The sequence below is a fragment of the Rhodoferax koreense genome, assembly GCF_001955695.1.
In the GTDB taxonomy this organism is placed as follows: Bacteria; Pseudomonadota; Gammaproteobacteria; order Burkholderiales; family Burkholderiaceae_C; genus Rhodoferax_B; species Rhodoferax_B koreensis.
In genome coordinates, this window is the sequence record NZ_CP019236.1 from 5,569,802 (window position 1) to 5,582,818 (window position 13,017).

General features: G+C 68.4%; 12 protein-coding genes. 7 read left to right on the plus strand and 5 right to left on the minus strand.

The window, feature by feature from the left end:
* Positions 1-4 precede the first annotated feature (4 nt).
* From RD110_RS25745 to RD110_RS25775, 7 genes are all read left to right on the plus strand, one after another.
* Positions 5-994 carry a Bug family tripartite tricarboxylate transporter substrate binding protein gene (locus RD110_RS25745; RefSeq protein WP_076203636.1) on the plus strand — a complete coding sequence of 330 codons (990 nt, stop codon included), beginning with the start codon at positions 5-7 and terminating at the stop codon, positions 992-994.
* Between the two features lie 8 nt (positions 995-1,002).
* Complete coding sequence (locus tag RD110_RS25750; RefSeq protein ID WP_076205703.1) at positions 1,003-1,995, plus strand: substrate-binding domain-containing protein; 993 nt, start codon at positions 1,003-1,005, stop codon at positions 1,993-1,995.
* A gap of 10 nt (positions 1,996-2,005) precedes the next feature.
* On the plus strand, positions 2,006-2,950 hold the full coding sequence (locus RD110_RS25755) for a DMT family transporter (protein WP_076203638.1): 945 nt from the start codon (positions 2,006-2,008) through the stop codon (positions 2,948-2,950).
* A gap of 37 nt (positions 2,951-2,987) precedes the next feature.
* Entirely contained in the window at positions 2,988-4,274 is a 1,287-nt protein-coding gene (locus RD110_RS25760) for a citrate/2-methylcitrate synthase (protein WP_239467126.1), read from the plus strand.
* Between the two features lie 90 nt (positions 4,275-4,364).
* Positions 4,365-5,342 (plus strand): Bug family tripartite tricarboxylate transporter substrate binding protein, encoded by a 978-nt coding sequence (locus RD110_RS25765; protein ID WP_076203641.1) that lies wholly within the window; start codon positions 4,365-4,367, stop codon positions 5,340-5,342.
* A gap of 38 nt (positions 5,343-5,380) precedes the next feature.
* Positions 5,381-7,165 carry a thiamine pyrophosphate-binding protein gene (locus tag RD110_RS25770; protein ID WP_076203644.1) on the plus strand — a complete coding sequence of 595 codons (1,785 nt, stop codon included), beginning with the start codon at positions 5,381-5,383 and terminating at the stop codon, positions 7,163-7,165.
* A gap of 10 nt (positions 7,166-7,175) precedes the next feature.
* Positions 7,176-8,648, plus strand: coding sequence for an aldehyde dehydrogenase family protein (locus RD110_RS25775; protein WP_076203646.1), 1,473 nt, complete (start codon positions 7,176-7,178; stop codon positions 8,646-8,648).
* Positions 8,649-8,660: 12 nt separating this feature from the next.
* Here RD110_RS25775 and RD110_RS25780 read toward each other — a convergent pair whose 3' ends face one another.
* The 5 genes from RD110_RS25780 to RD110_RS25800 are packed head-to-tail and all read right to left on the minus strand — an operon-like array spanning position 8,661 to position 13,007.
* Positions 8,661-9,974 (minus strand): MSMEG_0569 family flavin-dependent oxidoreductase, encoded by a 1,314-nt coding sequence (locus RD110_RS25780; protein WP_076205708.1) that lies wholly within the window; start codon positions 9,972-9,974, stop codon positions 8,661-8,663.
* Positions 9,975-10,003: 29 nt separating this feature from the next.
* A complete protein-coding gene (locus RD110_RS25785) occupies positions 10,004-10,288 on the minus strand; it encodes an MSMEG_0570 family nitrogen starvation response protein (RefSeq protein ID WP_076203648.1) in 285 nt (94 codons plus the stop codon).
* Between the two features lie 13 nt (positions 10,289-10,301).
* Entirely contained in the window at positions 10,302-11,459 is a 1,158-nt protein-coding gene (locus tag RD110_RS25790) for an MSMEG_0565 family glycosyltransferase (RefSeq protein ID WP_076203650.1), read from the minus strand.
* Positions 11,452-12,453 (minus strand): sll0787 family AIR synthase-like protein, encoded by a 1,002-nt coding sequence (locus tag RD110_RS25795; RefSeq protein ID WP_076203652.1) that lies wholly within the window; start codon positions 12,451-12,453, stop codon positions 11,452-11,454. The genes RD110_RS25790 and RD110_RS25795 overlap by 8 nt, the downstream gene beginning before the upstream one ends.
* Positions 12,450-13,007, minus strand: coding sequence for an MSMEG_0567/Sll0786 family nitrogen starvation N-acetyltransferase (locus RD110_RS25800; protein ID WP_076205711.1), 558 nt, complete (start codon positions 13,005-13,007; stop codon positions 12,450-12,452). The genes RD110_RS25795 and RD110_RS25800 overlap by 4 nt, the downstream gene beginning before the upstream one ends.
* Positions 13,008-13,017: the final 10 nt, after the last annotated feature.

A 13,017-nucleotide genomic window follows, 5' to 3' on the forward strand; every position in this document is an offset into this window, starting at 1 on the left:
CCCCATGAACCGTCGCACCACGCTCATCGCCGCCGCAGCGCTCGCCGCCAGCAGCTTCCTCATCGCCCTGCCGGCCCAGGCCCAGGGCGCCGCATCCGGTTATCCGAACCGTGCGATCCGCTTTGTCGTGCCGTATTCGGCCGGTGGCCTGCCCGACACGGTGGCCCGCATCTTCGCGCAGCGCCTGGGCGAACGCCTGGGCCAGGCCGTCGTCGTCGACAACAAGCCCGGCGCCAACGGCGTGGTGGCGGCGCAGGCCATTGCCACGGCGCCGCACGACGGGTATACCTTCCTGGTCACCGACGGCTCGATGTTCTCGATCAACCCCGCGATGTACAAGAACCTCGGCTACGACTACAAGCGCGACCTGCTGCCCGTGTCGCTGGCCGCGCGCGCACCGCTGTACCTGGCGGTCAATCCCAAGGTGCCAGCCAACACGCTGCAGGAATTCGTGGCGCTGGCCAAGGCCAAGCCCGGCGCGCTGAACTACGGTTCGTCCGGCATCGGCAGCACGCACCACCTCACCATGGAGGCCATGAAACACACGCTCGGCATCGAGCTCACCCACGTGCCGTTCAAGGGCTCGGGGCAGTCGGTGCCGGCGCTGATCGGCGGCCAGGTCGACGTGTTGTTCTCGGCCCTGCCCTCGCTGTCGGGTTTCGTGAAGAGCGGCCAGGTGAAGCTGCTCGCCACCAACGCCGCGCAGCGCTCGGCCCAGGCGCCGAACGTGCCGGCCATCGCCGAAATCATCCCCGGCTTCGACTTCGCGCCCATCGTGGGCGTGCTGGCCGCCGTGGGCACGCCGGCCGAGGCCATCGAGCGCATCAGCAGCGAGATGGCGCAGATCGCGAAGCTGCCCGACGTGGTGACGACGCTGAACAACGCCGGCATCGACCCGATCGGCGGCACGCCGGCCGAATACAACAAGGCCATTCTTGGCGAAAACGAACGTCTGGCCAAAGCCATCGCCGCGGCCGGCATCAAGACCGAATGAACCCCACCATGTCCAAACTGAAACTCACCTTCGGCTGCTGGAACTACGACCGCACGCGTGCGCTCATGGACGGCAGCGTCGTGCCCGACGGCATCGACCTCAACTACCTCAACATGCCGGTGGAGGAAACCTTCTTCCGCATGCTGCGGCACCAGGAATTCGACGTGGCCGAGATGTCGCTGTCGTCATTCTCGGTGCAGATGCACAAGCCCGAGCGGCCCTTCGTCGCCATCCCGGTGTTCCCCTCGCGCTTCTTCCGGCACTCGTGCATCTACGTCAACGCCAACGCGGGCATCCGCGAGGCGAAGGACCTGATCGGCAAACGCGTGGGCAACCCCGAGTACCAGATGACCGCGCCGGTCTGGATCCGCGGCATCCTGTCTGACCACTACGGCGTGCCGGTGGACAGCGTCACCTACTTCACCGGCGGCGAGGAAGAGCCCGGCCGTTCCGAGAAGGTCAAGCTCGACCTGCCGCCCAACATCAAGGTGCAGAGCATCGGCCCCGACCAGACGCTGGCGCAGATGCTGCTGGACGGCGAGATCGACGCGCTCTACACGGCCCGCATGCCGTCGAGCTTCCTCAAGGGGGGCGGCCGCGTGAAACGCCTGTTCGAGGACTACGAGCAGGTCGAGCGCAACTACTTCCAGGAAACGAAGATGTTCCCGATCATGCACACCATCGCCATGCGCCGCGACGTGTACGAGGCCAACCGCTGGATCGCGCGTTCGCTCATGAAGGCGCTGGAGGAATCGCAGCGCCGCACCTACGAGGACCTGTATGAGACCGCCGCGCTGAAAGCCATGCTGCCCTGGCTCACCTCGCATGTCGAACAGGTCAAGCGTGAAATGGGCGCCGACTTCTGGCCCTATGGCTTCGAGAAGAACGAGGCGACCCTGCGCACCTTCCTGCGCTACCACTTCGAGCAGGGACTGTCGAAACGGCTGCTGGAGCCGAAAGAGCTGTTTGCGCCGGAGTCGCTGGAGTCGTTCAAGATCTGAGCGCGCGCCGATGTCCGACACCACGCTGGGCCTCGCGCTCGCCAGCGCCGCGCTGCTGCTCTTCACCGCCGGGACACTGGTCACCAAGGCCGCCGCGAAGCGGCTCGACCTCGGGCTGGGCTTCGTGGTGGCCACTTTCGTCAACGTGGTGTTCTCCGCCGCGGTGCTGGGCGTGCAGTGGCTGCTGCGCGGCGAGGCCGTCACCTGGAACGCCATGGCTTTCTGGCTGTTCGCACTGGCCGGCTTCTTCGCCACCTACCTGGGGCGCTGGTTCTTCTACGAATCGGTCGTGCGCTTCGGCCCGGCCAAGGCCAGCGTGTTCCAGGTCAGCAGCCCGTTGTTCACGGCACTGATCGCCTGGGCCTTGCTGGGCGAATCGCTCAGCCCCGCCGTGGCCACCGGCATGCTGCTGACGGTGGCCGGCCTGGTGCTGGTCAGCCTCAAGCCCGGCGTGGCGAAAGCGATCGTGGCCGAAGCCGACGCACCCGCCTCGCCGCCCCTGGACCGGCGCACGCGCCTGCTGCAGTCGGTGCTGTTCCTGGGCCTGTGCAGTTCGCTGGCCTACGCGGCAGGCAATGTGTTGCGCGGCATGGGCATCCGCCGATGGAACGAGCCGGTGCTCGGTGCGCTCGTCGGCGCCCTGTGCGGGCTGGCGCTGCACCTGCTGTTCATGCGCGACAAGGCCGGCCTGCTGCGCCGCCTCTGCACCGCCAGCCGCGGCGGCCTGGGCTGTTTCGCGCTGCTGGGCGTGACCACCATCTCGGCCCAGATGTGCAGCATCGCCTCGATGCGCTACATCCCCTTGTCCATTGCCACGCTGATCACGCTGTGCACGCCGCTGCTGGTGTTCCCGCTGAGCCACTGGCTGCGGCAGAATCATGACCCGATCACGCCGCGCACGTTGGCCGGCTGCGGCATGACCCTGCTGGGCATCGGCGTGATCGTGTTGCGCTGAAGTGCCGTCACCGGCCGCCCGCTGCTTTTGCCATGAAGTGAAGTCCGACAAGCCACAGCCCCCGCCCGAGCCGCGCAGCGCCTATGCCAGCGCGGCCGAAGCGATGCAACTGCTGAACGTGCGGCAGCAGACGCTGTACGCCTACGTCAGCCGGGGCTGGATCCGCAGCGTGCCGCAGAAGGGCCAGAAGTCGCACCTCTACCTGCGCGACGACATCGCCCGCGTGGGCATGCGCTCGGCCGCGCGCGCCGGACATGGTGCGGTGGCCGCCGCGGCCATGAACTGGGGCGAGCCGATCTTTCCCACCTCGATCACCGAGATCACGCCGCAGGGGCCGCGCTACCGCGGCCACCTCGCCGCCGACCTGGCGCGCAGCACGGCGTCGTTCGAGACGGTGGCCGAACTGTTGTGGTCGGGTGTCCTGCACGAACGGCCGCCATGGCCGGTGCAGCCGCCCGGCGCGGAACTGCTGGGCCTCACCGAGACACTGGGCGCGCTGCAGGCGCGCGACAACATCCTCGAGACCTTCGCCCTGGTGGTGTTGATGCTGGGCATGCGCCGCGGCCCGGTGGCGGAACGGCTGCAGCAAGGACGCACGCTGCCCGCGGCGCGCGAAATCATGCAGGCGGTGGTCGCCAGTTGCGGCTTCCTCGGGCCCGCGCGCCGCTACCGGCCGATGCAGGCCGGCGAGGACATCGTCGAAGGGCTGATCGCCGCGCTCGGCATGTCTTCGACCGATGAGAACCGCGCGGCACTGCGCCACATCCTGATCCTGATGGCCGACCACGAACTGCCACCCGGCACCCTGGGCGCGCGGGTGGTGGCCTCGGCCGGCGGTACGCTGCACAGTTGCCTGGCCTCGGCGCTGTGCGCCACCTCGGGTGTCGAAGTGGGACGGATGTACGAACGCGTGGAGGCCTTCCTCGGCCGCCCGCAGACGCGCACCGTGCTGCTCAACCGCGCACTGCGGCTGCATGCGCAAGGGCAGAGCGTGCCGGGTTTCGACCACCCGCTCTACCCGCAGGGCGACCCGCGCGCGGCGCAGCTGCTGGCCCTCGCGCGCGCACGCGGCCAGCAGACGCGGGAGCTGCGTTCCATCTTCCGCTTCCTCGAAGACATCCACGCCAGCACGGGCTTGCTGCCGCGGCAGGAGTTCGCGCTGGTGGTGCTGGCCCGCGCCATGGAACTGCCGCCGCAGGCCCCGGCCGCGCTCTTCGCGCTGGGCCGCATCGCAGGATGGGTGGCGCACGTGCAGGAGCAGCGCGCCTCCGGCACGTTGCTGCGCCCCCGCGCCAAGTTCGTGGAGGAACCAGCGTCGCCGTAGAACGGTCACATTGATTCAAAGTTCAAGATTGAATGTTCTTGAACGTCTCCCTAGGATGCGCTGGCGCTCGTCAAAACATCGGAGACAGACATGAAACTCAACCATCGCGCATGGGCCATCGCGGCCTGTGTGTTCGCCACGGCGACGGCTGTCCAGGCCCAGCCGCAGGACTTTCCGAACAAGCCCATCCACATCGTCGTGCCGCTGCCGCCGGGCGGCTCCAACGACGTGCTCGCGCGCGTGCTGGGCCAAAAGATGGCCGAGGCCTTCGGGCAGCCCGTGGTGGTGGACAACAAGCCAGGCGCGGCCGGCAACATCGCCACCGAATTCATGTCGCGTGTCGAGGCCGACGGCTACACCATCGCGGTGGCGCCGAACCAGACGGTGGCGGTGAACCCCGTGCTCTACCCCAAGCTGCCATTCGACGTGCAGCGTGACCTGCAGGGCATCTCGATGATGGGCCGCGTCCCGATGGTGCTGGTGGTGTCGAGCAAGGTCAGCGCGACCTCGGTGGCCGACCTGATCACCCAGGCCAAGGCCGCACCCGACAAGTTCACCTATGCCTCGGCCGGCGCGGGCAGCCCGCAGCACATGGCGGCGGAGGTGTTCAAGTCGATGACCGGCACGCGGCTCACGCAGATTCCCTACAAGGGCTCCGCGCCGGCGCTGGTGGATGTGCTCGGCGGCACGGTGGACGTGATGTTCTGCCCGATCAACTCCGCGCTGCCGCACATCCGCAGCGGCAAGATCCGCGCGCTCGGCACCACCGGCACCCAGCGGCTCGAAGCCCTGCTGCCCGGCGTGCCGACCATCGCCGAGACCGTGCCCAACTACGAGAGCGACATCTGGATCGGCATGGTGGCACCGGCGAAGACGCCGCAGCCCATCATCGCCAAGCTCAACGCCGAGTTGCGCCGCTCACTGGCCTTGCCCGACGTGCGCGCCAAGCTGGCAGAGCAGGGCATCTATGCCGAGACCAGCACGCCAGCCGAATTCAGCGCCCTGATCGCCAGCGACCAGAAGCGCTGGGCCGCCGTGATCAAGGCCGCCAACATCGTGCCCGAATAAGCGCGGCGCCCTTTCCTCACCTTCCCTTCAGGAACACCATGACGTCTCTTTCCACGCCGGCCGTGCGCCGCGACATCCCGCACCCCTCCGAGCCGGACGACACCGTCTGGGGCAGCGACGCCATCGCCGAGATGCTGCGCGCGATGGACATTCCCTACGTGCTGCTCAACCCGGGGGCCAGCTTCCGCGGCCTGCACGACAGCCTGGTCAACCACCTCGGCAACGAGAAGCCGCAGATGGTGGTGGTGCTGCACGAGGAACACGCCGTGGCCATCGCCCACGGCTACACCAAGGTGACCGGCAAGCCGCTGATCGCCATCCTGCACAGCAACGTGGGCCTGATGCACGGCAGCATGGCCATCTTCGACGCCTGGGCCGACCGTGTGCCGGTGATCGTGCTCGGCGCCACCGGCCCGGTGGACGCGCACAAGCGGCGCCCCTGGATCGACTGGATCCACACCGCGCAGGACCAGGGCGCGCTGGTGCGCAACTTCACCAAATGGGACGCGCAGCCCGCGTCCATCCCGGCGGCGCAAGAAGCCCTGCTGCGCGCGCGTCAGATCGCCACCACCGCGCCGCAGGGCCCCGTCTATGTGTGTTTCGACGCGGCGCTGCAGGAATCCAGGCTGCCCGGCAAGGCGGCGCTGCCAGCGCCCTCGCGTTATCTCGCGCCGCCACCTGCCCGGCCTTCGGACGAGCTGCTGAAACAAGCCGCGGACTGGTTGTCCGGCGCGCGCCGTCCGGTGATCCTGATGGGCCGCGTCAACCGCGACGAGCAGGCCTGGGCACAGCGTGTGCAACTGGCCGAGACGCTGCAGGCCGAGGTGCTCACCGACCTGAAGGTCGGCGCGGCCTTCCCGACCGACCATCCCCTGCACGCCGCGCCCAGCGGGGCGTTCCTGAACCCGACGTCGCAGGAAGTTCTGCGCCGCGCCGACGTGGTGCTGAGCCTGGACTGGCTCGACCTGGCCGGCACGCTCAAACAGGCCTGGGGCGACGAGCCCGTGGGCAGCAAGGTCATCCAGGTGTCGGTCGACCACTACATCCACAACGGCTGGAGCATGGACCACCAGGGGCTGCCGCCGGTGGACCTGTTCCTGCTGTGCGAGCCGGAGCCGGCCGTGGCCTTGCTGAACCCGCTGGTCCAGCCAAGGCCCAGGCTCGAAGTGAGCCCACGCCCTGCACTCGCGGCACCGGCGGCCGGGCCGGGCCTGATGTCGGTGGCCACACTGGCCGCCACGGTGCGCGAGGCCGTGGGCGAGCGCAAGGTCTGCCTGATGCGCCTGCCGCTGAGCTGGAGCGGCGAGATGTGGGACTTCCGGCACCCGCTGGACTTCCTCGGCTACGACGGCGGCGGCGGCATCGGTTCCGGCCCGGGCATGGCCATCGGCTCGGCGCTGGCGCTCAAGGGCAGCGACCGGCTGCCGGTGGCCATCATCGGCGACGGCGACTACATGATGGGCGTGAACGCGCTGTGGACGGCGGCCAACGCGCGCATCCCGATGCTGGTGATCGTGTGCAACAACCGCTCCTTCTTCAACGACGAGCTGCACCAGGAACGCGTGGCGCGCCAGCGCCACCGGCCGGTGGAAAACCGCTGGATCGGCCAGCGCATCAGCGACCCGGCGCCCGATCTCGCCATGATGGCGCGCGGCCAGGGCCTCACCGGCTTCGGCCCGGTGCAGGACGCGGCCGAACTCGCCAGCCTGCTGCCCGGTGCCATCGCCGCCGTGCAACAGGGCGAGACGGTGGTGATCGACGTGGTGGTGCAGACCGGCTACAGCCCGGCCATGACCGCCGGCATGACACGTTCCAAGGATTGAGGAGCCCACGATGCGCAGACACGAAATTCCCGATGGCATCCTGCCCACGCAGCGCGGCCTGTACTACGGCGGCGCCTGGCACGCCCCCAAGGCCGGCGCCTTTGCCGACACCATCAACCCCTGCTACGACGAAGCCATCACCCAGGCCCCGCTGGCCGATGCCGACGACGTGGACGCTGCGGTGCAGGCCGCGCATACCGCGTTTCCCGCCTGGGCCGCGACACCGCCGGTGGAGCGCGGCCGCTACCTGCGCCGCGCCGCCGCCATCCTGCGCGAACATGGCCAGCCCCTGGCCCAGCTCGATGCGTTGAACAACGGCAACCCCGTTTCGGCGCTGGCCATGGACGCGGGCTTCGCGGCAGATTGCCTGGAGTACTTCGCCGGCCTGGCCACCGAGATCAAGGGCGAAACCATTCCGATGGGCGACGGCAACTTCAACTACACGCTGCAGGAGCCGCTGGGCGTGGTCGCCCGCATCGTGGCCTACAACCACCCGCTGATGTTCGCCGCGGCCCGCCTGGCCGCGCCTTTGGCGGCGGGCAATACCGTGGTGGTGAAGGCGCCCGACCAGGCTCCGCTGTCCACGCTGCGGCTGGCCGAGCTGGTGGGGCATGTGTTCCCGCCCGGCGTGGCCAACTTCCTGTGCGGCGGCCGCGATTGCGGCGAAGCGCTGGGACGCCATCCGCTGGTGCGCAAGATCACGCTCATCGGCGGCGTGCCCACGGGCAAGGCGGTGATGAAGACCGCGGCCGACAGCCTGAAGCCGGTGCTGCTCGAGCTTGGCGGCAAAAACGCGCTCATTGCATATCCGGACGCCGACATCGACAAGCTCGTGAACGGCATCATCGCTGGCATGAACTTCACCTGGTCGGGCCAGAGCTGCGGCTCCACCAGCCGCGTCTTCCTGCACGAGTCACTGCACGACGAAGTGCTGGCCCGCGTGGTGAAGCTGCTGCCCGAGCGGCACCGGCCCGGCATTCCCACGGACCCGAAAACCACCATGGGCTCGCTCGTGAGCCGGGCGCAGCTCGAGAAGGTGCAGCGCTACGTGGCCGCCGGCCTGGAGGACGGCGGCCGCCTGGTTTGCGGTGGCCGGCAACCGGATGACCCGGCGCTGAAGGACGGCTTCTTCTACGAGGCCACTGTCTTCGCCGACATGCAGCCGCACATGCGGCTCGCGCGCGAAGAGGTGTTCGGCCCGGTGATGTCGGTCTTCAAGTGGCGCGACGAGGACGCCTTGTTCGACCAGGTCAACGGTGTGGACTTCGGCCTCACCGGCTCGATCTGGACGCGGGATCTCAACACCGCCCACCGCGCGGCCAAACGCATCCTGACGGGTTATGTGTGGATCAATAACGCGAGCCAGCACTTCATGGGCGCGCCGTTCGGCGGCGTGAAGCAGTCGGGCATCGGCCGCGAGGAGTGTTTCGCCGAGTTGCTGGAGTTCACCTACACCAAGAACGTAAACCTGAAGCTTGGTTGAAGTGCGCGCCGATCACGAATAGGCCGGCATGTCCTCTGCGCTTTCATTCGGCTCTTCCTCCCTGAGCCGCAGTGCGTCGATCTTCTCCGCCAGGTACAGCGCGTCGCGCGCCACACCCGAGAAGCGGCCCGAGCCCCAGGTGTAGAGCCAGGGCAGGCCAAGGAAATACAGGCCCGGCTGCTGCGTCACGCCACGCACATGGCCCGGATGGCCGCGGCCATCGAACACCGGCGCCTCGACCCAGCGGAAGTCGGGCTGAAAGCCGATGCACCAGACGATGGCCGTGATGCCGGCCGCCGCCAGGTCCAGCGTGGCGCGCTCCTGCGCGGGTACCCAGGTAGCCTGGTAGACGGAAGCTGGCTCGGTGGTCGCGATGCCATTCTTCTCGATGTATTTATCAATGGAGGCATTGATGCCGTTGTAGACCTGGTCGGCCTGGTCCAGGCTCCGCGCGAGGTCGCAGGCGAACTGCAGCGTCGTGCCCTCGAGGCCCTTCAAAACGCCATAGAGCTCCATGCCTTCGCTGGCAAAGCGGCGCAGGTCGATGTCGCGCCCGCCGTCGCGGCCGGTCACGTAGTGGTTGGTGTTGTCGCGCACGCCTTCGCGCAGCGGATGTTCGTGCACCGGCATGTCGTAGTAGTGCATGTCGGCCAGCCAGTCGACCACGTCCTTGCCGCGGTAGAAGCGGGCACAGCGCGGCGCATTGCCGACGGCAAGAAAGACCTTGCGGCCGGCCAGGTGCAGGTCTTCGGCGATCTGCGAGCCCGACTGGCCCGAGCCCACGACCAGCACCGCGCCTTCGGGCAGCGAGGCCGCATTGCGGTATTGCTCAGAGTGGACTTGTGTGATGCCGGCCGGCAGCCGTTCGGCCAGGCGCGGAATGATCGGCAGGTGGTAACCACCGCTGGCCACCACCACCTGGTCGGCCGTGAAGTCGCCGGCCGATGTGGAGACACCGAAGCCGCCGCCCGCCTGCTGCGCGCGAGGCGCGACACGGCGCACGGTGACGCCTTCGATGAGCGGCGCATCCACCTTGGCACGGAAGCCGGCCAGGTAGGCGTTGATCTCGTCCTTCTTCATGAAGCCGTGCGGGTCGCTACCGCTGTATTCATGGCCCGGCAGCTTGCACTGCCAATTCGGCGTGACCAGGCAGAAGTTGTCCCAGCGCTGGTTCTGCCAAGCATGCATGGCATGGTGCTTTTCGAGCACGACATGGTCGATGCCGCGCTGCTGCAGGTGGTAGCTCAGCGACAGGCCGGCCTGGCCGCCGCCCACGATGGCGACGCTGCTGTGGCTGGGGAGTTGGGAGGGCGAGAGGGTCGGCATGGCGAAGTCCTTCAAGATGGATTGGGGGGTCAGGCGTCTTCGAACGCCAGCATCTCGACCGGTGCCAGCGGGTCGAACCGCGCGGCGCGTTGTTCGATGTCGGCCAGTTGGTCGTTGGCGCGCGAACAGGCGAAGCCGAACTTGGCCTCGACGCGGTCGGACGCGATCTGCGTGGCCTGGCGGATACGCGGCAAAAATTCGGCGAGCGGATACGCCGTGCCGGTGGTGAAGAAGTCCTTGATCACCAGTGAAGGCGAATAACAGGTGGTCTCGGTCTGGTCGGGCCAGCGCAGGATGTAGTGCATGGAAGGCATGGGGCTCCTCGGTTCAGGCTTGGCAATGGACAGGTTGGGCGCGGTAGTGCGCGAGATGCTGGGCGGCGCTGGCCGGCCACGAGAAGCGGCGGCACACGGCGGGCAGCGCGAAAGGCGCACGCTGCAGCGCGGTGTCCAGCGCAGCCGTGATGGACGGCACGTCCAGCGGGTCGGCCCAGGCGACCGGCGCATCGCCCAGGTATTCGGTGAACGGCGCGATGTTGGAGACGACCACCGGTGTGCCGCTGGCCAGCGCCTCCAGCACCACCAGGCCGAAGCCCTCGCGCAAAGAAGGCATGGCGACCACACGGGCGAGGCGGAACAGCGCCGGCATGTCGGCATCGCGCACCGGGCCCGTCAGGACGACGTCTTCGCCAGTTCCCTGGCGCAAGCCGCTGGCGGCGAGGTCGGCCTGGAAGGCCCGGGCATAAGCGTCGTGGTCGAGCAGGCTGGCGCCGCCGGCGATCACGAGCTGGGTGTCGGGCCGGCGCACTTGCAGCGCGGCGAAGGCCGCGAGCAGGCGCCGGGTGTTCTTGCGCTCTTCCACCCCACCCACGGCCAGCACCACGGCGCCCCCGGGACGCAGGCCGTGCCGCACCGCCACCCGCGCATCGCCGGGCTCGGGCCGCGGGCTGTAGCGCCGCAGGTTGACGCCGTTGTGCACCAGGCCGGCCTCGATGCCGTGTTCATCGCGCAGGAAGTCCTGCCAGACCCGGCTCACACACAGGACCTGCCGCGCCTCGGCGAACGCCCGGTGCTGCCAAGCCGTGAGGCGCGGGTTGTCGAACACGTCGAGGTGGTGCACGGTGCGCACGAAGCCCTCGATCAGGCCCTGGTCGCGCAGGTTGGCCAACGCGTTGCCGCTGATGCTGTCCTGCGCATGGAACAGGTCGAAGCTGCGGTGCTGCAGCAGTTCGCTGAAATAAGCGACGAAAGCCGCGATGCGCGACGCCACCATGGCCTCCACGCCGGGCAGGGTCTGGGCCGTGGGCACGAGCACCAGCTCGCACGCCACCGGACGGAACATCCGCTGGCCGGCCGTGGCCGGCGCGAACACCGTGACCACGTGGCCTGCGGCCTGCAGCGCCTCGGCCAGCTCCAGCGTATGGACCACGCCGCCGCGTGGATTCACGGAATGGGTGAGCAAAGCAATGCGCAGTGATTCAGGCATGCAAGGCCTCGCGCGCGGTGATGAAGGTTTGTTCGGCCACGTTCCACAACAAGGCGTGTTCGCCTTCGTGAGTCAACAACACCTCGGGGGTTTCGGTGACTTCGCCGATCACCGCGCAAGCCAGCCCGCGCGAGGTGAACCGCGCGAGCACTTGCGCTGTGTGTTCAGGCCGCACGCTCAGGACGAAGCCGTAGCTCGGGAACGCGCAGAGCCAGCGCAGCAACTCCGCTTCGGTCTGCACCTCGGCCGGCCGCGGCACCGCGCCGATGTCGATGCGCGCGCCGACCTTCGAACATTCGAGCAGCATCAGCGCCGTGCCGACCACACCCGCCATGCTGATGTCCTTGGCCGCATCGCACAGGCCGGTTTCGGCCAACTCGGGCAGCAGTTCCAGGTCGGCACGCAGGCGGCTGGCGGGCGCGCTTGTCGATGCGTTCCAGTACGGATAGGGCTCCTGGTACGCGCCTCGCAGATCCACCGCCATCACCAACCGGTCGCCAGGCCGCGCGTTGAAGCTCGTGAGCAGGCGACGGGCGCGGCCGAGGATGGCGACTGCAAGCTGCCCGTGCATCGCGCGGTTGTTGCTGTGGCCGCCGACGATGGGCACGCCGTAGCGTTGCGAAGCCGTCGCCATGCCTTCGAGCACCTGCGCGGCCGGGTCCATGCCTTTGCTCCACAGCGCATCGACCACGGCCAGCGGCCGGCCGCCCATGGCGTAGATGTCGCTCACGTTGACCATCACGCTGCAGTAGCCGGCGAACCACGGCATGCGGGCGATGAAGTCCTCGACCAGGCCTTCGATGGCGAACAGCAGGTAGCCTTCGCCATCGGCGTCGTTGAACGGAATCGCCGCGCAGTCGTCCCCGACGGCCACCGCGGTCGTGGCGGCGGCGGGCTGGTAGCTGGCGAGTGCCGAGACCACGTCGGCGATGTCGGTCTTGTGCGCGAAGCCGCGGCTCGCGCGCAGGGCTTCGGCCAATGCAGCGGCGTTCATGCCTTGACCTTCGGCCGCACGACGTAGCCGGTCATCACGTCGTAACACGGCGGGTAGAACGCCAGGTCGGCCTGCATCAGGTGGTGCGAGCGGCCATGCAGCATTTCCTGCTTCAGCGCGGACCAGTGCAGGTGTTCGAACAGCGCGAGGTTCTGGCTCTGTACATGGGCCAGGAAGATCTGTGCGCCGCGGGCATGGGCGCTGCTCACGGCCAGGCGGATCAAGGTGGTGGCCAGGCCCACGTTGCGGCGAAAGCCGGCGTCCACCGCGAGTCGCGAGCCCCACCACAAGCCCGGCTCGGCCTCATGGATCCGCACGCAGCCCACCACCTGGTCGGCCATGCCGCCGATGCAGGCACGGGCCACGATCGGCTGGGCGCTGGCATCGATCACGTCGATGTCGTCACCGTCGAACAAGCGCTGCTCGGTGCAGAACACGTCGCGGCGCAGGCGATGCGCTTCCTGCCGCTCCCAGGTGCCATCGGCCCACTTGATGCGGAACTCGCTGGGCACGAAATCTTGCGGCAGGTCGCAGTAGGCTTCAACGGCATGCATGGCGGGCACC